Here is a 21911-nt window from a genome sequence, read left to right on the forward strand (position 1 = left end):
GGGGGTCGGGAGGTGACCGGCCCAGTGTGCGTGCCCGCCGGGGTGCCGCGCAGCCGAATTACGGGGCGCTGGACGTCTCCGCGCGGCGCCTGCGGGCCGCCATCACCGCGTACACGAGCACGCCGGCGAAGAGGAACAGCACGCCCTGGTAGACCGCCGCGTATCCCGCGCCCGCGACCAGCCACAGCGAGAACGCCGCCGCGACCGACGCGACGACTCCGTCCCGGACCAGGCGGGCCCGGTCGACCTTCTCGCCCTGCCCGGAGACCAGGTGGAACAGCTGGGCGGCCGTGGCCAGCAGGTAGGGCACGGTCGCCGTGAAGGTGGTGACGAGGACCAGGACCTCGAAGACCTTGGCCGAGCCGGACGTGTAGTTGTAGACGGTGAGCAGCGAGGCGAGGACGACGGTGACGCCGACGCCGACGGTGGGCACCCCGCGCCGCTTGCGCGCGAACGCGGCCGGGAAGAGGCCGTCCCTGGCAGCCGCGTACGGGGTCTGGGCGCTGAGCAGGGTCCAGCCGTTGAGGCAGCCGGTCATCGAGACCAGCGCGGCCAGCGCGACGGCCCAGCCGCCCCAGGCGCCGCCGAACATGGCGTTGACGGCGTCCGAGAAGGGCGCCGAGGAGGTGACCAGGCGGTCGTGGGCGACAGTGCCGAAGACCGCGAGGGTGCCGAGCAGGTAGACGAGGGCGGCGCCCGCGGTGCCGATGACCGTGGCCCGGCCGACCGTGCGGCGAGGGTCCTTGACCTCGCCGGCACTGACGGCGGCGGACTCCACGCCCAGGTAGGAGAAGAGCAGGATCGCGGCGGCCGCGGACACCGCGCCGATGCCGCTGGAGCCGCTCGCGTTGAAGGGGCCGAGGTTATCCGGGTCGAAGAAGAACAGCCCGCCGACCGCGACGAGCAGCAGCGGCGCGAACTTCAGCACGGTGGAGATCAGCTGGACGGCGCCGACCCAGCGGGTGCCGGCGAAGTTGGCGAGCGCGGGCAGCCACTGGATGACGAGGGCGGCCAGGCACGCGGTCCAGCGGTGGTCGTTCACCGGGATCAGGACGTCGAGGTAGCCGACGGCGGCGACGGCGAGGGCCGCGTTGGACACCCAGGTGGTGATCCAGTACGCCCAGGCGGCGAGGAAACCGGCGAAGTCGCCGAAGGCTCCGCGGGCGTAGACGTAGGGGCCGCCGGTGCGCGGGTCGCGGGCGGCGAGGCGGCCGAAGACCAGCGCGAGCGCGATCGCGCCGACGGTCAGGACGCCGAAGGCGAGCAGGCTGATGGTGCCGAAGGGGGCTACGGAGGCCGGGAGCAGGAAGATGCCGCCGCCGATGATGTTGCCCATGACCAGGGCGGTGGCGACGGGGAGCCCGAAGCGGCGGGCGTGCCGGGTGCTCTCGGATGCGGGCGCCGCAGTGGTCTCCTGCGGTTCCGGAGCCGGTGGGGGGACGGTCCCGGTGACGTGCATGGGGTGGTGCGCCTCTCATGGAACGGGGCCCGGGATCGCCGGACCGGCCCATGGTCCGGCACAGTCCCGCTTCGCTCCAAATCAGGCGCTTTTGTCCTGTACGAACCCGTCCGCGACGGGAAAAGGTGCGCCTTCGACGACGTTCGGCCGTGGATCCTCCGTCCCCACCGGGACCTGGGGGCCGTTCGACTCGCGCAGCCAGTGGCGGAGCACCCGGTGGACCTGCTCGGCGCCGACGATCTCCTCACCCTGGCCGGCCGGCGCGGACAGCACGGTCGGTGACAGCAGGAAGGCGCTCGACTGGGCGCCGCCGAGTCCGCCGTGGGAGCCGATCTGCTCCTCGAAGGCGAGGACCTCGCCGTCGGCCGGGTCGTGGAAGGAGTTGACCATGATGTCGGCGGTGTGCGGGAAGGAGTGGGTGCGGCGTACGGCGTCGGCGGCGCCGGGGCCGAAGGGCGCGAGCGGCCCGGGGTCCTCGTCCAGCCGGTCCAGGGGCACCTCGGCGCCGCGCGCGCCGAGCACGACCCCGCCGTACCTCTCGCTGCGCACCAGCAGGAAGCCGATGCCGGGGTGGTTGGCGAGGGTCGTCAGCAGCGCGGGGTGGCGGGCGTCGATCTCCTCGCGGGTCATCCGGTGCGGGACGTCCGGGAAGGAGACCAGACCGAGGTTGCCGGAGGCCAGCACGATCGGCTCGGAGCGGCGTCCGGTGGGGGTGTCGGCGGGCCGCTGCTGTTCGGCGCCCTCCTCCACGGGGCGGTGCAGGGCGGCCCGTACGGTGTTGCGCGCCTCGGCGCCGCTGCGGGTGCGCCGGGCGCTGCGCGGCACGGCCAGCCCGCAGCCGGCCCGCACCAGGTCGGCGAGGGTCAGCCCGTAGCGGGCGCGGAAGGTCTCGCCCGGACTCTGGCCGTGGTCGGACAGGACGACGATCCGGTACGGGCGAGGGGCGTGTTCGACGACGTTCTCGATCAGGGCGAGGGCCCGGTCGAGCCGCCGGAGGACCTTGGCGGCGTCCCGGCTGCCGGGCCCGGAGTGGTGCGCGACCTCGTCGTAGGCCACCAGGTCGGCGTAGACGGACGTGCGGCCGGCGAGCATGTCGCCCATCACCGCCGCGACGACGACGTCGCGCTCGACGACGGTCGCGAAGGCGCGGACGAAGGGGTAGAGACCGCCGCGGGAGACACGCGGGCGGACCTTGTGCAGGCGGGCGCGGGTGGACTGGCCGATCTCCCGGCACACCTCGGCGACGAAGGACATCGCGGTGCGCACGGCGTTGGCCGGGTCGGAAAAGTAGGCGAAGTAGCCGGCCCGGGAGCGGGTCTCGCGGCTGCGGCGGCGGGTGGCTATGGACAGCACGAGGGCCTGTTCGTCGGCGCCGCCGCCGAACAGGTTGCCGCGGCTGGCGCCGTCGAGGCTGAGCAGTCCGGCGTCGCCGGTGCGCCGGACGGCGCGGTACTGGAGTTCGGCGGCGCTGGTCGGTCGGTTGCTGACCATGACCTCGCCGCTGTCCTTCTCGTACCAGCGGAAGGCGGGGACGTCGTGGTTGCTGCCGTGCAGGATGCCGAGCTGGCTGGCGCCGGTCTGGCTGGACCAGTCGGTGCGCCAGGGGTCGAGCCGGTGGGTGGCGGAGGCGCCGTCGCGGCCGAGCCAGCGGGCGACGGTGGGCATGGCGCCGCCGTCGACCGCGTCGAGCAGGACGTCGTGACCGACGCCGTCCAGTTGCAGGAAGACGGTGCCGGGCCCGGCCGGGCAGGGCGGCCCGGATCTGCGGCGGCGGTCGGCGAGACGGTAGAGGCGGCGGCGGTAGGCGTCGTCGTCGCGCACGGCCAGGGCGCCGCCGGTGGCGGAGGCGACGGCGGACATGACGGCGGCCACCACGACCGCCGTCTCTGGGGCGACGCCACCGCGCCCGGCCGGGTTCACGTCGATCGCGAGGAGCAGCAGCCCGCCGTTGAGGAAGAAGACCAGCAGGCCGAGGACGAGGGCCGGCACCAGGAGCAGCAAGCGGACCATGAGCGGCCAGACCAGGGCGGAGAGCAGACCGAAGGCGCCGGCGCCGACCGCGGCGGTCATGGCGATGTCGGTCGCGCTGTCGCCGTCGGGCGACTGGAGCCGGAAGTCGGGCAGGATCCCGGCGAGCACGAGCATGGTGAGGGTGGACACGGCCCACACCGCGACACTCCGCCCGATCTGACTGGCGACCCGGCGCCAACGGCCTCCGCTCACGTCCCGCACACCTCACGTCCCCGGCCCGTCGTCCGTGCGGGCCGTCCCCACCCTGCCACAACGCTCCGGAGTCCCCGTTTGTCCCCCCGGGTCCGGTTCACACCCCCGGGCGGCGGTCAGCGGCCGTCGTACCCGGCCGTCGGCATGGACAGCCTGCGGTGCACGCAGGCCTTCATCCGGGCGTCGTAGGACGGTTCGGCGTGGCCCACGGTCTCGACGCGGACACCGCGCCGCGCGCACTCCGCGGTGAAGTCGTCGACGGAGGACAGCGCGCTCTCCAGCACCCGGCGGCTGGGCGCCACGAACAGGTCGTGCCCGGGGCGCACCCCGTCCCACAGGGCGCCGTGGTCGTGCCGCAGACGGCGCACCAGGAGCTGCCGGGCGACGACGTAGCCGTGCTCGGCGGCCCAGCGGGCGCACATGGCGTGCTGGCTGCGGGAGTCGACCAGGAAGGGGTCGTCGTCCAGCTGTTCCAGTGGCGTCAGACTCGCGATCGCCGTCACCCGCACCGGCCCCATGGTGTCCCCCCTCACCTCCCGTCACCTCCCGTTTTCGCCGCCGACCCTACTCCTGGACGTAGGCTTCGGGGAGTCGCGCGAAGGAGGCAAAGAGGTGCCGGTGGAGCTCACGTGGTGGGGTCACGCCACCTGCACGGTCGAGGATTCGGACGTCCGCGTGCTCACCGATCCCCTGTTCGCACGCCGGCTCGCCCACCTGCGTCGCAGGCGGGGGGCGGTGCCGCCGCCGGACGCCTGGCGGGCGGACGTGGCCCTGGTGTCCCATCTGCACGCCGACCACCTGCATGTGCCGTCGCTCGCGCGGCTCGCGCCGGGCACGCGCCTGCTCGTGCCCCGGGGCGCACTCCGGGCGGTGCCGGGGCTGCGCCGGCTCGGGCACCTGGAGCTGACCGAGGTGGCTCCGGGCGACGAGACGGCCGTCGGCGACCTGCGGATACGGGCGGTGCCGGCGCGGCACGACGGGCGGCGGCTGCCGGTCGGACGGCACCGCGCCCCCGCGCTCGGGTATGTCGTCGAGGGCGAGGCGCGGACGTATTTCGCCGGGGACACCGGTCTGTTCGACGGCATGGAGAAGGAGGTCGGGCCGGTCGACGCGGCGCTGCTGCCGGTGGGCGGCTGGGGCCCCTACCTGGGTGCGGAGCACCTGGACGCGGGGCGGGCGGCCGAGGCGCTGACCCGGCTGGCGCCGCGCACGGCGGTGCCGGTGCACTACGGCACGTACTGGCCGATCGGGATGGACGCCGTGCGCCCCCACGAGTTCCACACGCCGGGCCAGGAGTTCGTGCGCCTGTCGGCGCTGCGCGCGCCGGGGGTGACGGTGCACCGGCTGGGGCACGGCGAGAGTGTGCGGGTGGAGGTCGCGCGGTGAGCTGGCTGGGGGCCGCGACGCTGGACATACCGACGGAGCCGACGCAGCAGGCGCTCGGCTATCCGTCGCTGTTCCTGCTGGTGCTGATCGGGGCGCTGGTGCCGGTGGTGCCGACGGGCGCGCTGGTCAGTTCGGCGGCGGTGGTGGCGATGCACCAGACGCTGCCGTTCGCCATGCTGATGGTGTTCGCGACGGCGTCGCTGGCCGCGTTCTGCGGGGACATGGCGCTGTACTGGCTGGGCCGGCGCGGGGTGGGCTCCAAGAACGGCTCGCGCTGGCTGGAGGCGATCCGGTCCCGGGCGCCGGAGGACCGTCTTGAGCAGGCGCAGGAGAAACTCGCCGAGCACGACGTGGCGGTGCTGGTGCTGTCCCGGCTGGTGCCGGCCGGCCGGATCCCGGTGATGCTGGCCTGTCTGCTGGCGAAGTGGCCGCTGCGCCGTTTCGCCCGGGGCAACCTGCCGGCCTGCCTGGCCTGGGCGGCGACGTACCAGCTGATCGGCGTCCTCAGCGGCGCCCTGTTCAGCAAGCCGTGGGAGGGCGTGGCCGCGGCGATCGCGCTCACCGTGCTGGTCAGCGTGGCGCCGGGGGTGTGGCGGCGGCTGCGGGGACCGGCGAAGGCGTAGGCCCGCGGCGGTCGGCGGACACGGGGGCCGGGGGCGTCACTCCAGCACGCGGGAGCCGCCGACCGGCAGGTCCCAGAGGCGTTCACGGGGCAGGCCCGCCTGCTGCCAGGCGTCGCGTACGCGGGTGAGGGGCTCCAGCACCGGCTCCGCGGAGAGCACGAACGTGCCCCAGTGCATCGGCGCCATGTGGCGCGCCCCGACGTCCCGGGCGGCCCGTACCGCCTCCTCCGGGTCGCAGTGCACGTCGCTGAGCCACCAGCGGGGGTCGTAGGCGCCGATGGGGAGCAGGGCGAGGTCGATGCCGGGGTAGCGGCGGCCGATCCGGGTGAACCAGTGGCCGTATCCCGTGTCGCCGGCGAAGTAGACGCGCCGGCCGTCGGGGTCGGTGAGCACCCAGCCGCCCCACAGGCTGCGGCAGGTGTCGGTGAGGCTGCGCTTGGACCAGTGGTGGGCGGGGACGAAGTCGAACCGGACCCCGTTCAGCTCGGTCGCCTCCCACCAGTCCAGCTCGGTGACGTGGGTGAAGCGGCGGCGGTGGAACCAGCGGCCGAGCCCGGCGGGGACGAGTACGGGGGTGTCGCGCGGGAGCCTGCGCAGGGTGGGGGCGTCCAGGTGGTCGTAGTGGTTGTGGCTGATGACGACGGCGTCGACGCGGGGCAGGTCGCTCCAGGCGACACCGACGGGCGTGATCCGGGCCGGGGTGCCGAGGATCCGGCGGGACCAGACCGGGTCGGTGAGCACGGTGAGGCCGCCGATCCGGACCACCCAGCTGGCGTGTCCGGCCCAGGTGACGGCGACGGTGCGGGCGTCCACGCGGGGCAGCGGGCCGGGCGCGCAGGGCAGCCGCGGGATGTCGGCGAGCCCGGCGGGGCCTGGTCTCACCGCGCCCTCGCGGGCGAATCTGGCGAGGGCCTTCAGGCCGGGCAGCGGCGCGGTCAGCCGGTCGTGGAAGGTCCGCGGCCACACGCGGTGCTCCGCGGGCGGGCGGGGTGCGGCCGGCGGCGGGTGGCCGGGGGCCGGGCCGACGTCCTTGGCAGAGGCGGACGCGGGGGTGCTCGTGGTCGACCGGGGCTGGTGCGTCATCGAGGGGGCTCCCATCGCTGAGCGTCGCGGAGACCGTCGAAGACCGACTTCAGGCCGGTCAACGCGCGCTGCACGTGTGGCAGTTCCAACGGGTCCGAGGACAGGAGGCATTCCGCCCGCCGCTCGTCCGTGCCCGCGTCGAGCAGGGGGCCGGTGGCGAGCCGGACGCGCAGGGCGGGCAGGTCGTCGCCGAAGCGGTGGCCGCCGGGGGCGGGCATGCCGAGCCGTACGGTGAGGAAGTCCTCCAGTTCCTGGGCGTCGCCGACGCCCTCGGCGCCGAGGGCGTCGCGCAGCGGGCCGAGGTCGGCGTACAGGTGGCGGCCGGCCTGCGGGGGCCGGGCGGTGGCGCCCGCGGCGACGACGGCCGCGTGCGCGGCGGCGGCCACGCGCGCGTGCAGGCGTACGGCGGCCGCCCGGCGGGCGGTGACCGGCTCGGGTTCGTCGAGCGCGTACCCGGCCGCGGCGGCGACGGGCGCGGCGACGCGGGCGCCGAGCGCGGTGAGCACGTCGAGCACGCGCGCGTGCAGGCCGTTCCCGGCGGCGGAGGCCGGGAAGCGGGCGACCGCGGCCGGCCAGGCGGGCGGGAGCAGCGCACCGGCCAGGTCGGTGACGACGGTGACCCGCTCCGGCAGCATCTCGGCGGGGCTGAGGACCACGGTGGCGTGCGGGTCGTGCAGGGTGTCGCGCCAGGTCTCGTCGCTGACCAGGTGCAGTCCCTCGGCGGCGGCGGCCTCGACGGTCTCGTGCAGCAGCTCGGGCGGCGCGACGGTGCCGGTCGGGTCGTCGGCGACGGACAGCACGAGCAGACGGGGATCGCCGCCCTCGGCCCGCACCCGGCGGACGGTCTCCAGCAGCGCGTACGGGTCGGGCACCCCGCCGGACTCGGCCGGCGTCGGCACGTGGAAGACGGGCCGGCCCAGCAGTCGCGCGTACGGTGCCCACCAGGCGGCGCAGGGGCGGGGCACCAGGACGTCGCCGCCCAGCGCGGCGGTCAGCGCGAGCAGCAGGGCGCCCGCGCCGGGGGCGGCGGCGAGGTGACCGGGGTCGGTGGTCAGACCGCGCCGGTCCCAGTAGCCGCTCGCGGCCTCCAGGAGGGCGGGGGCCCCGCCGGCCGGTTCCCCTCGCGCCCGGCCCGCGGCTGCGGCGAGCACGGCGGCCAGCTCGGGCAGCACGGGCAGCCCGTCCTCGGGAAAGTGCGGACCATAGCGAACGGGCCCGTGCCCGGCGGACCCGGATACCGAGTCGGCGGACCCCTGCCCCGAGCGGGCGCGCCCGGACCCCGGGTCGGCAGACCCGGATACCGAGGGGCCGCGCCCCGGTCCTGACTGGGCGCGTCTGGGCCCCTCGTCGGCGGGTTCGGATCCCGAGTCGGCGCGTTCGGATCCCGAGTCGGCGCGTTCGGATCCCGAGGGGGCGCGCCCCGGCCCTGACTGGGCGCGTCCGGGCCCCTCGTCGGCGGGTTCGGATCCCGAGTCGGCGCGTTCGGATACCGAGGGGTCGCGCCCCGGCCCTGACTGGGCGCGTCTGGAACCCTCGTCGGCGGGTCCGGACCCCGAGTCGGCATGTCCGGACCCCGAGTCGGCGCGGCCTGCGGGGCCGCGCCCCCTCGGCCCAGTGGCCGAGCCGCCGAGCCCCGCTGCCGAGACCGCGAGCCCTGCCGCCGAACCGCCAGGACCCGTGGGCGAGCTGTCACGACTCGTGCCCGGGCCACCGGGACCCTCGGCGCCACCGGGACCGACAGCCGCACCGCCGGCTCCCGTCCCCGCGCCGCCGGGGCCGGGGGCCGAGCCGCCGCAGGGTGCGGTCGAGCCGTCAGGGGCCGTGGCCGGGTCCTCGGGGTCCGTGCGCCGCATGCGTGCCTCCGCGCCTTTGTGCCGCCTGTCCGTGCCGCGCCCTGTTGCTCGCTCGTGCTCGTTGGTCCCAGTACCCACCGTGCCGCTCCGCCATGGCTGCGGCTCCGGTTGCGCGCGTCACAGCCGGGCCGGGTGCCGCGCGGGGTCAGCGCCCGCCGTCCTCCCCGCGCAGCCGCAACCGCAGCCGGTGCGCGGCCGCTCCGCACGCGCCCGCGATCAGGACACCGCCGGCGACCAGAGCGGTCGTCGAGCCGCCGAAAGCCCCTCCGGTGCCCGCCTGCACCCCGTGTTCGGCCGTCGTCGCGCCGCCGCAGGGCTTGGCCCACGTCGTGGACCCGCCGCGGGCGGCGGTGGGTTCGGGGCACGCGGGCTTGGTGGCGGACGCGCAGGGCGTGCCCCGCGTGTCGGCCCCCGTGCCCGGGACGGCGGATTCCCGGCACCCCGGCTGGGCGGCACCGGCACCGGCACCCGCACCCGCGTCCGCACCGCTCTCCCCCGGCACACTCATCGTCGCGCTCCACGGGTCGCCGCCCTCGCCGCCGGACGCGTCCGGGCAGGCACCGTCGACGGTCCAGGCGTCCGCGGCGTCCGCGGCGTCCCCGAGGGCCTCGGCATCTCCGGCGTCTCCGGCGTCTTCCGGGTCCGCCTCCGGTGCTCCGGCGGCGGCTATGCGCGCGGTGCCGCGGTAGGTCGGCCCGGACGCCGTCCCCCCGTCGTCCGCCACCTTGCGCAGCGCGACGGTGCCCTCCTCGAAGGCCGCCGAGGTGGCGTCGAGGCTCGGGGGCGCGGACCCGCCGGTCGGGCCGCACGAGACCGAGACGGTGACGGTGTCACCGGGGGCGGCGTCCGCCGGACTGACCCGCGCGGCGGGCTGCCCGCCGGGCGGCGGGACGGCCTCCTCGGCGGACGGCGGAGGCACGGCGGCCGGGTCGTCGGCGGCCGGCGGGGCCACGGGTTCCCCGGCCCCGGTGCCGGCGGGGGGCGACGGTACGCCCGGGTCGGCCGCGCCCGCTCCCGCGCAGACGCCGAGGGCGGCACTGGCCAGGACGGCGACGGACAGGGCTCGGGCGGTGCGGCGCATGGGACGGGCTCCTTCGAGCGACGGCTGCGGGGGCACGGCACTCGCGCCCCTCGGCCATCACAGCCCGTACGGCACGGGGACGCCCGTCACCGTGCGCCGTTCGCGCGAACCGGGGGTCCGGGCGGGTGAGCCCGAGGTTTCACGCCCCCGGACCCGGATCCCGCAGGACCTGCTCCCGCACCCGGTCGCAGCAGCGGGTGATCAGCCGGGAGACGTGCATCTGGGAGATGCCGAGTTGCTCGGCGATGCGGCTCTGCGTCATGTCGTCGAAGAACCGCATGTAGAGGATGGCGCGTTCACGCGGCGGCAGCGCGGCCAGCCGGTCCTTGACGGCCTCGCGGTCGACGACCGTGTCCAGGGCCGGGTCGGGTGCGCCGAGCGCGTCGCCCAGCGAGTAGCCGTCCTCGCTGCCGGGGAGTTCGGCGTCCAGGGACAGCGCCGTGAAGCTCTCCAGCGCCTCGAGACCGGTGCGGACGTCGTCCTCGCTCAGGTCGGCGTGCTCGGCGATCTCGGCGACGGTGGGCCTGCGGCCCGGAATGGTCTGGGACAGGTCCTGGCCGGCGAAGCGCACGCGGTTGCGCAGTTCCTGGACCCGGCGCGGGACGTGCAGGGTCCACATGTGGTCGCGGAAGTGGCGCTTGATCTCGCCGGTGATGGTCGGCACGGCGTAGCTCTCGAAGGCGTTGCCGCGCTCGGGGTCGTAGCGGTCGACGGCCTTGACGAGGCCGAGGGAGGCGACCTGACGCAGGTCCTCGTAGCTCTCGCCGCGGCTGCGGAACCGTCCCGCCAGTCGTTCGGCCATGGGCAGCCACGCCTCGACGATCCGGTCGCGGACCGCGTCGCGTTCGGGACCGTCGGGAAGGGTGGCGAGCCGACGGAACGCGTCGGCCGTGTCGGGGGCGTCGTCGTGCGGGTGCTTCACAGTGGCGTGGATCGGCATGGTGCGTCGCAACTCCCTCGGAGTGCGGGGTCCCGCCGTCGCGCCGGACGGCAGTCCGGTCGGTGCGGTCCGCACGGGGGACGACCGGGAGGCGGGCGGCCTCCGGCTCGCGATGCGGCCGGCACCGTGACGACGACGCGGCCCTGGGGTCGGGCGGTCACCGTGGGAGGACGTCCGGCTCCGCTCGGACGCGTCCGAGGCGGCGTGGCGCCGCTCCCACGGACGTGCCTCCTGTCCGAAGCACTGAACTTGCGCCTGCCCCCTGGCTCCCACGGCAAACACCCGGTTCGTCAGTTCCCACGCGGCTGCCTGAAGCGCAGCATGTTGCCGGCCGGATCGCGGAAGGCGCAGTCGCGGACGCCGTAGGGCTGGTCGACCGGCTCCTGGAGGACTTCGGCGCCCGCGGCGCGGACGTGCTCGAAGGTCGCGTCGACGTCGTCGGTGCCGAGGACGACGCCGCGCAGGTGGCCCTTGGCCAGCAGCCCGGCCATCGCCTCCCTGTCGGCGGCCGAGGCGTTGGGGTCCGCCAGCGGGGGTTCGAGGACGATGTCGACGTCGGGCCGGGCCGGGAAGCCGACGGTCACCCAGCGCATTCCCGCGTGGGCGACGTCGTCCCGGACCTCCATGCCGAGCACGTCCCGGTAGAAGGCGAGCGCCTTGTCGTGGTCGTCGACGGCGATGAAGCACTGCGCGAGGCTGATGTCCATGCGGGTCACGCTACGGACGGTGGTGCGGGCGTCGCTTCTCCGTTCCTGACCGGCCGGGTGTGGACCTTGGCGACGCAGGCCGGGACGGCGGCCCCGTCGGAGTGGTCGCGTTCCCGGTAGACGCTGGGGCTCTCGCCGACCAGTTCGGTGAACCGCGAGCTGAACGACCCCAGTGAGGTACAGCCGACCGCGAAGCAGACCTCGGTGACGCTCATGTCGCCGCGCCGCAGCAGCGCCATGGCGCGCTCGATGCGGCGCGTCATCAGGTAGCTGTAGGGCGTCTCCCCGTAGGCGGCGCGGAAGCTGCGCGAGAAGTGGCCCGCGGACATGAGGGCGACGCGGGCCAGCGCCGGCACGTCGAGCGGTTCGGCGTACTCGCGGTCCATCAGGTCGCGGGCCCGGCGCAGCCGGGCCAGGTCCTCCAGCGTCGTCACCGGACCACGATCCCACAGCGTCGGCCGCTCCGGGTGGTGTTTCCGGCGCCGTGGACCGCGTTGCCCGGGTCAGGCGCCGACGTAGGCGGCGAGGTGCTCGCCGGTGAGGGTGGAGCGGTCGGCGACGAGGTCGGCGGGGGTGCCCTCGAAGACGATGCGGCCGCCGTCGTGACCGGCGCCGGGGCCGAGGTCGATGATCCAGTCGGCGTGGGCCATGACGGCCTGGTGGTGCTCGATGACGATGACCGACTTGCCGGCGTCGACGAGGCGGTCGAGCAGGCCGAGCAGTTGCTCCACGTCGGCGAGGTGCAGGCCGGTGGTGGGCTCGTCGAGGACGTACACACCGCCCTTCTCGCTCATGTGGGTGGCCAGCTTGAGCCGCTGCCGCTCGCCGCCGGAGAGGGTGGTGAGCGGCTGGCCCAGGGTGAGGTAGCCGAGGCCGACGTCGGAGAGCCGCTGGAGGATCTTGTGCGCGGCCGGCGTCCGTGCCTCCCCCGCGCCGAAGAACTCCTCGGCCCGGTCCACCGACATCGCGAGCACCTCGCTGATGTCCCGGCCGCCGAAGCGGTACTCCAGCACGGAGGGCTGGAACCGCTTGCCCTCGCAGTCCTCGCAGGGGGTGGCGACGCCGGCCATCATCGCCAGGTCGGTGTAGATGACACCGGCGCCGTTGCAGGTGGGGCAGGCGCCCTCGGAGTTGGCGCTGAACAGGGCCGGCTTCACGTCGTTGGCCTTGGCGAAGGCCTTGCGGATCGGGTCGAGCAGTCCGGTGTACGTCGCCGGGTTGCTGCGCCGCGAGCCCTTGATGGGGCTCTGGTCGACCGATACGACGTCGGCGCCGGCCGGGACCGAGCCGTGGATCAGGGAACTCTTGCCGGAGCCGGCCACGCCGGTGACCACGCAGAGCACGCCGAGCGGGACGTCGACGTCGACGTCCTGGAGGTTGTGCGTGTTCGCGCCGCGGATCTCCAGGGCGCCGGTGGGCTTGCGGACCGACTCCTTGAGGACGGCCCGGTCGTCGAGGTGGCGGCCGGTGACGGTGTCGGCGGCCCGCAGTTCCTCGACGGTGCCCTCGAAGCAGACGGTGCCGCCCGCGGCCCCGGCGCCGGGGCCGAGGTCGACGACGTGGTCGGCGATCGCGATGGCCTCCGGCTTGTGCTCGACGACGAGGACCGTGTTGCCCTTGTCGCGCAGGCGCAGCAGCAGGTCGTTCATCCGCTGGATGTCGTGGGGGTGCAGTCCGACGGTGGGCTCGTCGAAGACGTACGTGGTGTCGGTGAGCGACGAGCCGAGGTGGCGGATCATCTTGACGCGCTGTGCCTCACCGCCGGACAGGGTGCCCGCGGGCCGGTCGAGCGAGAGGTAGCCGAGGCCGATCTCCACGAAGGAGTCGAGGGTGTCCCGCAGGGCCGTGAGCAGCGGTGCCACCGAGGGTTCGTCGAGGTCGCGGACCCACTGCGCCAGGTCCCGGATCTCCATCGCGCAGGCGTCGGCGATGCTGATCTTCTTGATCTTCGAGGAGCGGGCGCCCTCGCTGAGCCGGGTACCCTCGCACTCGGGGCAGGTGGTGAAGGTGACGGCCCGCTCCACGAAGGCCCTGATGTGCGGCTGCATCGCCTCCTTGTCCTTGGACAGGAAGGACTTCTGGATCTTCGGGATGAGACCTTCGTAGGTGAGGTTGACGCCGTTGACCTTCACCTTGACCGGCTCGCCGTACAGGAAGTCGTGCAGTTCCTTCTTCGTGTACCGGCGGATCGGCTTGTCCGGGTCGACGAAGCCGGACTGGGCGTACACCTGCACGGTCCACTGGCTGTCCGACTTCCAGCCGGGAATGGTGAACGCGCCCTCGGAGAGCGACTTGGAGTCGTCGTAGAGCTGGGTGAGGTCGATGTCGGAGACGGTGCCGCGGCCCTCGCAGTGGGTGCACATGCCGCCGGTGCGCTGGAAGGTCGCCTTCACCGCCTTCTTGTTGCCGCGCTCGACGGTGATCGCGCCGCTGGCCCGGACCGAGGCGGTGTTGAAGGAGTAGGCGCTGGGCGGGCCGATGTGCGGCTTGCCGAGGCGGCTGAAGAGGATGCGCAGCATCGCGTTGACGTCGGTGGCGGTGCCGACGGTGGAGCGGGGGTCGGCGCCCATCCGCTGCTGGTCCACGATGATCGCGGTGGTGAGGCCCTCCAGGACGTCGACCTCGGGCCGCGCGAGGGTGGGCATGAAGCCCTGGACGAAGGCGCTGTAGGTCTCGTTGATCAGTCGCTGCGACTCGGCGGCGACGGTGTTGAACACCAGCGAGCTCTTGCCCGAGCCGGAGACTCCGGTGAACACCGTCAGGCGGCGCTTGGGAAGGTCGATGCTGACGTCCTTGAGGTTGTTCTCGCGGGCGCCGTGCACACGGATCAGGTCGTGGCTGTCGGCGACGTGCGATCCGGGCCCCTGCGTGCCCGGCCTCTTGGCGCTGCTCATCGTGTCTCCATCTGTCGGGGGCTCGGTGGGTGACGCCCTCAGTGCCTCGGTGGTCACACGCTAGAGGGGGCGCGGCGGCCCGCGCTTCTCGATTACTGATCCGCCGCGGATCCGCCGGAAATCGGAATGGACCCGTCCGGGTGAATCCGTGTCGGCCCGCGGTGTCCGGGTACGCGGTCGGCACCCCGAGGATCTGGAGGGAGACATGCAGCGAGGCAGCGACCGGATGAGCGTCCACCGCGACGACGAGATGAAGCATGAACTGCAGGGTCTGCTCAGGTCCGGGCACCCCACCCGCAGCGAGGAGTGGAACGACCCGGAACCTGCCGCCGAGGACGATCCGGACGTCATGTACGGACCCGTCACACCGGGCCGCGGACCGACGTACCTGGAAGCCCTGCGGCTCGAGCTGGCCCGGAACCTGACCCGGGGCAGCTTCCCCGCGGGACCGCGGGAACTGACCCGCACACTGCGCCGCGGCAATGCACCGGACGCCCTCGTCGAGGAGCTGGACCGGCTGCCGCACAAGGCGCGCTACGACAACGTCCAGGAGCTGGCGGTGGCCCTCACCGAGGGCGGCCGGTCCGCTCCGCGCGGTACGTGAAGGATCCGAGCGGTACATGAAGGAAGGGAACCCGAACTCCATGCGCATCGCATTTCTCACCGCGCCCGAGGGCGTGGAGCAGGTCGAGCTGACCGAGCCGTGGAAGGCGGCGAAGGACGCGGGTCACGAGCCCGTGCTCGTCTCCACGCAGTCCGGGAAGATCCAGGGCTTCGACCACCTCGACAAGGCGGACACGTTCCCCGTCGACGAGGTGGTGGGCGAGACCTCCGCCGACGCGTTCGGCGGTCTCGTCCTGCCCGGCGGAGTGGCCAACCCCGACTTCCTGCGGACCGACGAGAAGGCCGTGGCCTTCGTCAAGGACTTCTTCACGCAGGGCCGGCCGGTGGCCGCCATCTGCCACGCGCCGTGGACGCTCGTCGAGGCGGACGTCGTCCGCGGCCGGACCCTGACCTCGTGGCCCAGCCTGCGGACCGACCTGCGCAACGCCGGGGCCACCTGGGTCGACGAACAGGTCAAGGTCTGCGACGGAGGCAGCAACGTCCTGGTCACCAGCCGCAAGCCGGACGACCTCGAGGCCTTCTGCGCGACCTATCTCGCGGAGTTCGCCAAGGCGGCCGGCTGAGGCGGGCGACCGGGCAGGCGGCGGGCGGGCCACCGGCGAGGGATCGCGGGTGGCCCGCCGTCGCCTGCCCGGTCGGGCCACCGGCGAGGGATCGCGGGTGGCCCGCCGTCGCGCTCGGTCACCGGCCGCCGGACACCGCCCCACGGCCTGCGGACAGCCCGACGGCCCGGCCCTCAGACACCGGGCGCGGCGGCCTGCCCGCAGCCGCGTTCCCGGGCGCCCTCACGGGTACGGCCCGGGGCCACCGGGCGGCGTGGGTTGCGGCGCAGCCACTCGCCCTCCAGCCCCGCCATGCGGTCGTTGTGGGCCCGCAGCGCGTCGTTCGACCCGTACAGGAGGGTGTCGTGGCGTGTGCGGTGGATGGTCTCCAGCTCTTTCATCAGCTGCTGGTCGTCCAGGCGGCCCGGGTCCACTCCGGTCCTGGTGTCGTCCCGCGTGTCGTGTTCGTTCATGCGTCCCGGGTACCCGCCCCGCAGCACTACCACCCCCGAGCGGCACCCGGGAGGGCAGCCACATGGATCTCGCGTTTCTGCACCCCCTCTACGAACACCAGGGGCCCTGGGCCTCCGTCTACGTCGACCTTTCCCGGCACACGGAGGACACCCCCCACGAGCGCGAGCTGACGGCCGCCGCCGTGGCCCGGGAGCTGGCGGAGCAGGGCGCCGACGACGCCACCTGCCGGGCGGTGCGGGAGGCGGTGGACGAGCTGCGGCACGCCACCGACCCGCACGGGCGGGCGCTGTTCGCGTGTGCCGGACAGGTGGTCCTCGATCCGCCGCTGGCCCGGCCCCCGTACGGCGGGACCACCGCCGACTGGGCCCCGCTGCCGCACGTCACGCCGTTGCTCGACCTGGCCGGCGAGGACCCGGTGTGCGTGGTGGCGTACATCGACCGCAAGGGCGCCGACTTCGAGCTGCGCAGTGCGCTGGGCAGCTCCGACGCGGGCGGCGTGACCGGCCGGCAGTGGCCGCTGCACCGCACGAGCAGCGTGGACTGGTCGGAGCGCCACTTCCAGCTCCGGGTGGAGAACACCTGGGAGCACAACGCGGCGGAGATCGCGGACGCCCTCGCGGTGTGCCAGGAGGAGACGGGCGCCGACCTGCTGGTCCTGGTGGGCGACGACCGGGAGCGGCGTTCGGTGCACGAGCGGCTGCCGTCGCGTCTCCAGGAGCGCATCGCCGAGGCCTCGCGCGGTGCCGGGAGCAGGCTGCTGGACGACGAGGTGGAGGGGCTGCGCGAGGACCACGTCCGCAGCCGCGCCCGGGAGGACCTGGACCGGTTCCTGGCCGCCCGCTCGCCGGACGACGAGGGCCGGGCCGGCGCCGCGGAGGGCGTGCCCGCGCTGGTCGAGGCGGCGCGCGAGCACCGCATCGACGAGCTGCTGGTCATCCCGGACGCCCCCGACACGCACCGTGAGGTGTGGATCGGCGAGGACGCCGACCAGGTGGCGGTGCGCCGTACCGAGCTGAAGACGCTGGGCGAGCAGAACTCCTGGTCGGCCCGGGCGGACGACGCCCTGCTGCGCTCGGCGGTGATGACCGGAGCGCCCGCGATCTCGGTGACGCCGGTGCTGCCGCCGGAGACCGACCGGAAGGCGCCGGTGGGCGGCCTGGGGGCGTTGCTGCGCTGGAAGTGACCCACCCGCCGCGGACCCGGGTGGGGCGGCTGAGCGGGCCCGATCCGGCTCAGCGCGCCCGCTCCACCCGCCGTTCGTCCCAGACCGGCTCCGCCGACTCGCGCACGTGCCCGTCGCTGCCGAAGACCAGGTACCGGTCGAAGGAGCGGGCGAACCAGCGGTCGTGGGTGACCGCGAGGACCGTGCCCGCGAAGCCCTCCAGGCCCTCCTGGAGGGCTTCCGCCGATTCCAGGTCGAGGTTGTCGGTGGGCTCGTCCAGGAGCAGGGCGGTGACGCCCTGGAGTTCGAGCAGCAGGATCTGGAAGCGGGCCTGCTGGCCGCCGGAGAGCCGGTCGAAGGACTGCTCGGCCTGCTGGGTCAGTTCGTAGCGGCGCAGCCGGGACATGGCGGCGCCGCGGTCCTGGGCGTGCTCGGTCCACAGGATGTCCAGGAGGGTGCGGCCCAGCAGTTCGGGGTGGGCGTGGGTCTGCGCGAAGTGACCGGGCAGCACACGCGCACCGAGCTTCCAGTCCCCGGTGTGCGCCACGTCGTCGCCGGCCAGCAGCCGCAGGAAGTGCGACTTGCCGGAGCCGTTGGAGCCGAGGACGGCGACCCGTTCGCCGTAGAAGACCTCCAGGTCGAAGGGTTTCATCAGGCCGGTGAGTTCGAGCTGTGCGCAGGTGACGGCGCGGACGCCGGTGCGGCCGCCCTTCAGGCGCATCCTGATGTCCTGCTCGCGCGGCGGCTCGGGCGGCGGCCCGACCTCCTCGAACTTGCGCAGCCTGGTCTGGGCGGCACGGTAGCGGGACGCCATGTCCGGGCTGTTCTCGGCCGCCTGACGCAGCGTCAGGACGAGCTTCTTCAGCTGGGCGTGCTTCTCGTCCCAGCGGCGGCGCAGTTCCTCGAAGCGGGCGAAGCGTTCCCGGCGGGCCTCGTGGAAGGTGGTGAAGCCGCCGCCGTGCACCCAGGCGTCGGCGCCGGCGGGTCCCGGCTCGACGGAGACGATCTTCTGGGCGGCGCGGGCGAGCAGTTCGCGGTCGTGGGAGACGAACAGCACGGTCTTGCGGGTCTCGGCGAGCCGCTCCTCCAGCCAGCGCTTGCCGGGTACGTCGAGGTAGTTGTCCGGCTCGTCGAGGAGCAGCACCTCGTCGGTGCCGCGCAGCAGTGCCTCCAGGACGAGGCGTTTCTGCTCGCCGCCGGAGAGGGTGCGCACCTGCCGCCACTGGGCTTTCTCGTACGGCACCCCGAGCGCGGCGGTGGTGCAGATGTCCCACAGGGTCTCGGCCTCGTACCCGCGCGCTTCCGCCCAGTCGGACAGTGCCTGCGCGTACGCCAGCTGGGCGGCCTCGTCGTCGACCGTCATGATCGCGTGCTCGGCGGCGTCGACGGCGCGCGCGGCCTCGCGGATCCGGGGCTGCGCCACGGACACCAGCAGGTCGCGCACGGTCGTCTCGTCGCGTACGGAGCCGACGAACTGGCGCATGACACCGAGGCCGCCGCTGACCGTGACGGAGCCGCCGTGCGGCTTCAGCTCGCCGGCCAGCAGGCGCAGCAGGGTGGTCTTGCCCGCGCCGTTGGGTCCGACGAGGGCCACGACGGCCCCCTCCCCCACCCGAAACGAGACGTCGCCGAGGAGCGGCCTCCCGTCGGGCAGGCAGTACTCCAGGTGCGCGGCTTCGAGGTGACCCATGGGACCGGATTGTGCTGCTCCGGACATGCCCCGGGCAAACCGTTTTCGGCCGCCCGCCGGAACGCTCGGCGGGGCCGCCTTCGGCCGGACGGCAGGGCGCCCGGGGCACGTGGCGCGGGCCACGGCAGGAAACGCCGTCCGCAGGGTAGGCGGGACCCATGAGTCCCGACGTAGACCTCACCGCCCCGACGCCCGGCCCGCATCCCCTCCGCAACGGCTTCCTGCGGCTGGACCAGCGGGCGTTCGAGGCCGTCGCCGCCCGCACCTGGCCCGGCGCGGACCCCCTGCTGCCCCGGCTGAGCCGCGGTGCCAACCACGGAGTGCTGTGGTTCGCGGTGGGCGCCGCGCTGGCCGCCTCGCGCACCCCGAGGGCCCGGCGGGCCGCCGCCCGCGGACTCGCCTCGCTGGGCCTGGCCTCGCTGACGATCAACACTCTCGGCAAGCGTTCGGTGCGCCGGACCCGGCCACTGCTCGACCCGGTGCCGCTGGTGCGGCAGCTGAAGCGGCAGCCGATCACGACGTCCTTCCCGTCGGGACACGCCGCGTCGGCCGCCGCGTTCGCGACCGGTGTCGCGCTGGAGTCGCCGGCGTGGGGTGCGGCGGTGGCCCCGGTGGCCGCCGCGGTCGCCCTGTCCCGGGTGTACACCGGCGTCCACTTCCCCAGCGACGTCCTGGCCGGTGCGGCGCTCGGCGCGGGCGCCGCGTTCGCCGTGCGGGGGATGGTGCCGACGCGGGCGCAGCACACGCCGCCGGCCCGGCCGCGTGCCGAGGTGCCCGCACTGCCCGGCGGCGAGGGTCTCGTCATGGTCGCCAACATCGGCTCGGGCACCTCGGAGCGGGTGCGGGCCCTGTGCGACGCGCTGCCCGACGCGGAGGTCGTGGAGTGCGAGCCGGGGGACGTCCGGGCGGAACTCGAGAAGGCGGCCGGGCACGCCCGGGTGCTCGGTGTCTGCGGCGGCGACGGCACGGTGAACGCCGCGGCCGAGATCGCGCTCCGCCACGACCTGCCCCTGGCGGTACTGCCCGGCGGCACGCTCAACCACTTCGCCTACGACCTGGGCGTGGAGGACGTACGGGACCTGTGCGGGGCCCTGGAGCGGGGCGAGGGGGTGCGGGTGGACGTGGGCCGGTTCGCCTCCGGCGGGCGGCGCGGCGTCTTCCTGAACACCTTCAGCCTCGGCGTGTACCCGGAGCTGGTCAACGAGCGGGAGCGCTGGTCGCCCCGGATCGGCGGCTGGCCGGCCGGGGTGCTGGCGGCCGTACGGGTGCTGCGCGCCGACCGGCATCCGCTGGAGGCCGAGGTGCGCGGCCGCAGGCGCCCGCTGTGGATGCTGTTCGCGGGCAACGGCACGTACCACCGCCGGGGTCTCGCCTCCGGCCGCCGGCTCGATCTCGCGGACGGCCAGTTGGACGTGCGGGTGGTGCACGGGGGCCGCCGGCCGGCCCTGCGGCTGCTCTCGGCGGCCCTGGCGGGACCGCTGACCCGCTCCCCCGCGCACGCGGCCGTGCAGGTGCCCCGGCTGCGTCTGTCGGGGGTCGCGCCGGGCACGCTGATGGCGTACGACGGCGAGCTGACGGAGACCGAGGGCGACCTGACGCTGGAGAAGCTGCCGGAGGCGCTCACGGTGTACCGGCCGCTGCCCGGCGGCGGCCTGCTCTCCTGACCCACCGTCAGTCCATATGTCAAAACGTGGATCTCACCATGCGGCCGACGGGCGTACCGTGATCGCACTGTCGGGAGAGGGGATCCACCATGCCGAAGCCGCACGAGACCGCCGTCTACACGCACGGGCACCACGAGTCCGTGCTCCGCTCGCACACCTGGCGCACCGCCGAGAACTCCGCCGCCTATCTGCTCGGCTCCCTGCGGCCGCACATGCGGATCCTGGACATCGGCTGCGGCCCCGGCACCATCACCGCGGACCTGGCGGAACGGGTCCCGGAGGGCCATGTCACCGGGGTGGACCGGGCTCCCGACATCGTGGAACGGGCCCGGGCCACGGCTGCCGGGCGGGGGCTGGACAACACCGACTTCGCGGTCGCGGACGTGCACGCGCTGGACTACCCGGACGACACCTTCTGTGTCGTCCACGCCCACCAGGTGCTCCAGCACGTGGGCGACCCGGTGCGGGCGCTGCGGGAGATGAAGCGGGTAGCGCGGCCGAACGGGATCGTCGCCGTCCGTGATGCGGACTACGGCGCCATGACGTGGTTCCCCGCCTCCGAGGGCATGGACGACTGGCTGGACCTGTACCGGCGGGTGGCCCGCGCCAACGGGGGCGAGCCGGACGCGGGGCGCCGGCTGAAGGCGTGGGCGCTGGAGGCCGGGTTCACCGACATCACGGCGACCTCGGCCACCTGGACCTTCGCCACGCCCGGGGAGCGGGAGTGGTGGAGCGGCCTGTGGGCGGACCGCACCCTGGCGTCGGCGTACGCGGAACGCGCCATCGAGGGGGGTCACGCGACCCCGGAGGAACTGCGCGCCGTCTCGGCGGCCTGGCGGGAGTGGGGACGGCGACCGGAAAGCTGGTTCGGCGTCCTGCACGGAGAAATCCTGTGCCGAAAGGACGCATGACCGACGCCTGTTCGACGAATTTCGGGAAACCAGTACGGCAGGAGGTTCAACATTATGGTTCCGCTTCTGCTCGTACTGCTTCTCGCGATCGTTCTTTTCGGTGTCGGGTTCGCGGTGAAGATTCTCTGGTGGATCGCTCTGGCGGTTCTGGTCCTGTGGCTGATCGGCTTTCTGGCCCGCGGGACGAAGACCGGCGGCGGCAGGGGCCGCTGGTACCGGTGGTGAACGACCGGTGACGAACGGCACGTGACAGACCACAGGTGACGAGGCTGCTGCCCCGGGAGAGTGTTCACTCCCGGGGCAGCAGCGGTCCCAGCGGCCCGAGGTCCAGGTTCAGGTCCTCGGGCCGCAGTCCGTAGCGGTCGCGCAGCTCGGTCATGCGGTCGTCGAGGAGCATCAGGGTGAGCCCGATCCGCTCCTCCTGGTCCTCGCTCAGGTCGCCCTCGTCCACGCGGCGCAGCGCCTGCCGTTCCATGAGCTGGCGCAACAGCTCGACGACCGTCAGCACCAGCTTGATCAGGTCGCGCTCGACCGTGTCGGGGTCCAGGTCCAGGCGGCGCCCGCCCGGCTCGGAAGGTTCGGGCTGTCCGGTCAT

General features: G+C 74.2%; 21 protein-coding genes. 8 read left to right on the top strand and 13 right to left on the bottom strand.

The window, feature by feature from the left end:
• Positions 1–58: 58 nt before the first annotated feature.
• The 3 genes from Sco07f_RS21165 to Sco07f_RS21175 all read right to left on the bottom strand — a co-directional run bounded on the left by Sco07f_RS21165 (position 59) and on the right by Sco07f_RS21175 (position 4200).
• Positions 59–1459, bottom strand: a complete 1401-nt coding sequence (locus tag Sco07f_RS21165) for an amino acid permease (RefSeq protein WP_108988786.1) — start codon at positions 1457–1459, stop codon at positions 59–61.
• An 81-nt stretch (positions 1460–1540) separates the two neighbouring features.
• Positions 1541–3682 (bottom strand): phage holin family protein, encoded by a 2142-nt coding sequence (locus Sco07f_RS21170; RefSeq protein ID WP_244942089.1) that lies wholly within the window; start codon positions 3680–3682, stop codon positions 1541–1543.
• 116 nt (positions 3683–3798) lie between these two features.
• Positions 3799–4200: a hypothetical protein gene (locus Sco07f_RS21175; RefSeq protein ID WP_007445582.1), complete on the bottom strand. Its 402-nt coding sequence runs from the start codon at positions 4198–4200 to the stop codon at positions 3799–3801.
• A gap of 94 nt (positions 4201–4294) precedes the next feature.
• Here Sco07f_RS21175 and Sco07f_RS21180 point away from each other — a divergent pair, with 94 nt between their 5' ends.
• Together Sco07f_RS21180 and Sco07f_RS21185 are read left to right on the top strand one after the other, a co-directional pair.
• A complete protein-coding gene (locus Sco07f_RS21180; RefSeq protein ID WP_164138852.1) occupies positions 4295–5068 on the top strand; it encodes an MBL fold metallo-hydrolase in 774 nt (257 codons plus the stop codon).
• Positions 5065–5691, top strand: a complete 627-nt coding sequence (locus Sco07f_RS21185) for a DedA family protein (protein ID WP_087788867.1) — start codon at positions 5065–5067, stop codon at positions 5689–5691. The genes Sco07f_RS21180 and Sco07f_RS21185 overlap by 4 nt, the downstream gene beginning before the upstream one ends.
• A gap of 36 nt (positions 5692–5727) precedes the next feature.
• On the opposite strand, the gene Sco07f_RS21190 is transcribed toward Sco07f_RS21185, so the two are convergent.
• From Sco07f_RS21190 to Sco07f_RS21220, 7 genes are all read right to left on the bottom strand, one after another.
• On the bottom strand, positions 5728–6774 hold the full coding sequence (locus Sco07f_RS21190) for an MBL fold metallo-hydrolase (protein ID WP_108988788.1): 1047 nt from the start codon (positions 6772–6774) through the stop codon (positions 5728–5730).
• Entirely contained in the window at positions 6771–7946 is a 1176-nt protein-coding gene (locus Sco07f_RS21195) for an aminotransferase class I/II-fold pyridoxal phosphate-dependent enzyme (protein ID WP_244942090.1), read from the bottom strand. The genes Sco07f_RS21190 and Sco07f_RS21195 overlap by 4 nt, the downstream gene beginning before the upstream one ends.
• A gap of 826 nt (positions 7947–8772) precedes the next feature.
• Positions 8773–9708, bottom strand: coding sequence for a hypothetical protein (locus tag Sco07f_RS21200; RefSeq protein ID WP_108988789.1), 936 nt, complete (start codon positions 9706–9708; stop codon positions 8773–8775).
• Between the two features lie 139 nt (positions 9709–9847).
• On the bottom strand, positions 9848–10648 hold the full coding sequence (locus Sco07f_RS21205) for an RNA polymerase sigma factor SigF (protein ID WP_007445611.1): 801 nt from the start codon (positions 10646–10648) through the stop codon (positions 9848–9850).
• A 290-nt stretch (positions 10649–10938) separates the two neighbouring features.
• Entirely contained in the window at positions 10939–11355 is a 417-nt protein-coding gene (locus tag Sco07f_RS21210; protein ID WP_007445609.1) for a VOC family protein, read from the bottom strand.
• A 5-nt stretch (positions 11356–11360) separates the two neighbouring features.
• A complete protein-coding gene (locus Sco07f_RS21215) occupies positions 11361–11789 on the bottom strand; it encodes a helix-turn-helix transcriptional regulator (RefSeq protein ID WP_007445608.1) in 429 nt (142 codons plus the stop codon).
• A 69-nt stretch (positions 11790–11858) separates the two neighbouring features.
• Positions 11859–14249: an ATP-binding cassette domain-containing protein gene (locus Sco07f_RS21220; RefSeq protein ID WP_108988790.1), complete on the bottom strand. Its 2391-nt coding sequence runs from the start codon at positions 14247–14249 to the stop codon at positions 11859–11861.
• A gap of 205 nt (positions 14250–14454) precedes the next feature.
• Between Sco07f_RS21220 and Sco07f_RS21225 the strand changes: the two genes are divergently transcribed.
• Together Sco07f_RS21225 and Sco07f_RS21230 are read left to right on the top strand one after the other, a co-directional pair.
• On the top strand, positions 14455–14853 hold the full coding sequence (locus Sco07f_RS21225) for a DUF2795 domain-containing protein (RefSeq protein WP_007445606.1): 399 nt from the start codon (positions 14455–14457) through the stop codon (positions 14851–14853).
• Positions 14854–14893: 40 nt separating this feature from the next.
• The gene (locus Sco07f_RS21230) at positions 14894–15436 is read left to right on the top strand and encodes a type 1 glutamine amidotransferase domain-containing protein (protein ID WP_108988864.1); all 543 of its coding nucleotides are present in this window, start codon (positions 14894–14896) and stop codon (positions 15434–15436) included.
• A gap of 173 nt (positions 15437–15609) precedes the next feature.
• Here Sco07f_RS21230 and Sco07f_RS21235 read toward each other — a convergent pair whose 3' ends face one another.
• Positions 15610–15888: a DUF6158 family protein gene (locus Sco07f_RS21235; RefSeq protein WP_054101968.1), complete on the bottom strand. Its 279-nt coding sequence runs from the start codon at positions 15886–15888 to the stop codon at positions 15610–15612.
• Positions 15889–15950: 62 nt separating this feature from the next.
• On the opposite strand from Sco07f_RS21235, the gene Sco07f_RS21240 reads away from it, so the two are divergent.
• Positions 15951–17072 (top strand): baeRF2 domain-containing protein, encoded by a 1122-nt coding sequence (locus Sco07f_RS21240; RefSeq protein ID WP_007445588.1) that lies wholly within the window; start codon positions 15951–15953, stop codon positions 17070–17072.
• Positions 17073–17121: 49 nt separating this feature from the next.
• Here the strand turns inward: Sco07f_RS21240 and Sco07f_RS21245 are convergent, their stop codons facing one another.
• Positions 17122–18741: an ABC-F family ATP-binding cassette domain-containing protein gene (locus tag Sco07f_RS21245; protein ID WP_108988791.1), complete on the bottom strand. Its 1620-nt coding sequence runs from the start codon at positions 18739–18741 to the stop codon at positions 17122–17124.
• A 158-nt stretch (positions 18742–18899) separates the two neighbouring features.
• On the opposite strand from Sco07f_RS21245, the gene Sco07f_RS21250 reads away from it, so the two are divergent.
• The 3 genes from Sco07f_RS21250 to Sco07f_RS21260 all read left to right on the top strand — a co-directional run bounded on the left by Sco07f_RS21250 (position 18900) and on the right by Sco07f_RS21260 (position 21541).
• Positions 18900–20405: a bifunctional phosphatase PAP2/diacylglycerol kinase family protein gene (locus Sco07f_RS21250; RefSeq protein WP_108988792.1), complete on the top strand. Its 1506-nt coding sequence runs from the start codon at positions 18900–18902 to the stop codon at positions 20403–20405.
• Positions 20406–20494: 89 nt separating this feature from the next.
• Positions 20495–21316, top strand: coding sequence for a class I SAM-dependent methyltransferase (locus Sco07f_RS21255; protein WP_108988793.1), 822 nt, complete (start codon positions 20495–20497; stop codon positions 21314–21316).
• A gap of 54 nt (positions 21317–21370) precedes the next feature.
• Positions 21371–21541: a hypothetical protein gene (locus Sco07f_RS21260; protein WP_007445585.1), complete on the top strand. Its 171-nt coding sequence runs from the start codon at positions 21371–21373 to the stop codon at positions 21539–21541.
• Between the two features lie 64 nt (positions 21542–21605).
• Here the strand turns inward: Sco07f_RS21260 and Sco07f_RS21265 are convergent, their stop codons facing one another.
• A complete protein-coding gene (locus tag Sco07f_RS21265) occupies positions 21606–21911 on the bottom strand; it encodes a gas vesicle protein K (RefSeq protein ID WP_007445600.1) in 306 nt (101 codons plus the stop codon).

It is taken from the genome of Streptomyces coelicoflavus (assembly GCF_003112555.1).
Classification (GTDB): Bacteria; Actinomycetota; Actinomycetes; order Streptomycetales; family Streptomycetaceae; genus Streptomyces; species Streptomyces coelicoflavus.

Bases quoted from the DNA above. Each gene is read 5' to 3' on its own strand.
- Sco07f_RS21240 (WP_007445588.1), top strand. From the start codon at position 15,951: ATGGATCTCGCGTTTCTGCACCCCCTCTACGAACACCAGGGGCCCTGG.
- Sco07f_RS21175 (WP_007445582.1), bottom strand. From the start codon at position 4,200: ATGGGGCCGGTGCGGGTGACGGCGATCGCGAGTCTGACGCCACTGGAA.
- Sco07f_RS21245 (WP_108988791.1), bottom strand. From the start codon at position 18,741: ATGGGTCACCTCGAAGCCGCGCACCTGGAGTACTGCCTGCCCGACGGG.
- Sco07f_RS21265 (WP_007445600.1), bottom strand. From the start codon at position 21,911: ATGACCGGACAGCCCGAACCTTCCGAGCCGGGCGGGCGCCGCCTGGAC.
- Sco07f_RS21255 (WP_108988793.1), top strand. From the start codon at position 20,495: ATGCCGAAGCCGCACGAGACCGCCGTCTACACGCACGGGCACCACGAG.
- Sco07f_RS21210 (WP_007445609.1), bottom strand. From the start codon at position 11,355: ATGGACATCAGCCTCGCGCAGTGCTTCATCGCCGTCGACGACCACGAC.
- Sco07f_RS21205 (WP_007445611.1), bottom strand. From the start codon at position 10,648: ATGCCGATCCACGCCACTGTGAAGCACCCGCACGACGACGCCCCCGAC.
- Sco07f_RS21190 (WP_108988788.1), bottom strand. From the start codon at position 6,774: ATGACGCACCAGCCCCGGTCGACCACGAGCACCCCCGCGTCCGCCTCT.
- Sco07f_RS21250 (WP_108988792.1), top strand. From the start codon at position 18,900: ATGAGTCCCGACGTAGACCTCACCGCCCCGACGCCCGGCCCGCATCCC.
- Sco07f_RS21260 (WP_007445585.1), top strand. From the start codon at position 21,371: ATGGTTCCGCTTCTGCTCGTACTGCTTCTCGCGATCGTTCTTTTCGGT.
- Sco07f_RS21220 (WP_108988790.1), bottom strand. From the start codon at position 14,249: ATGAGCAGCGCCAAGAGGCCGGGCACGCAGGGGCCCGGATCGCACGTC.
- Sco07f_RS21235 (WP_054101968.1), bottom strand. From the start codon at position 15,888: ATGAACGAACACGACACGCGGGACGACACCAGGACCGGAGTGGACCCG.
- Sco07f_RS21200 (WP_108988789.1), bottom strand. From the start codon at position 9,708: ATGCGCCGCACCGCCCGAGCCCTGTCCGTCGCCGTCCTGGCCAGTGCC.
- Sco07f_RS21225 (WP_007445606.1), top strand. From the start codon at position 14,455: ATGCAGCGAGGCAGCGACCGGATGAGCGTCCACCGCGACGACGAGATG.
- Sco07f_RS21230 (WP_108988864.1), top strand. From the start codon at position 14,894: ATGCGCATCGCATTTCTCACCGCGCCCGAGGGCGTGGAGCAGGTCGAG.
- Sco07f_RS21165 (WP_108988786.1), bottom strand. From the start codon at position 1,459: ATGCACGTCACCGGGACCGTCCCCCCACCGGCTCCGGAACCGCAGGAG.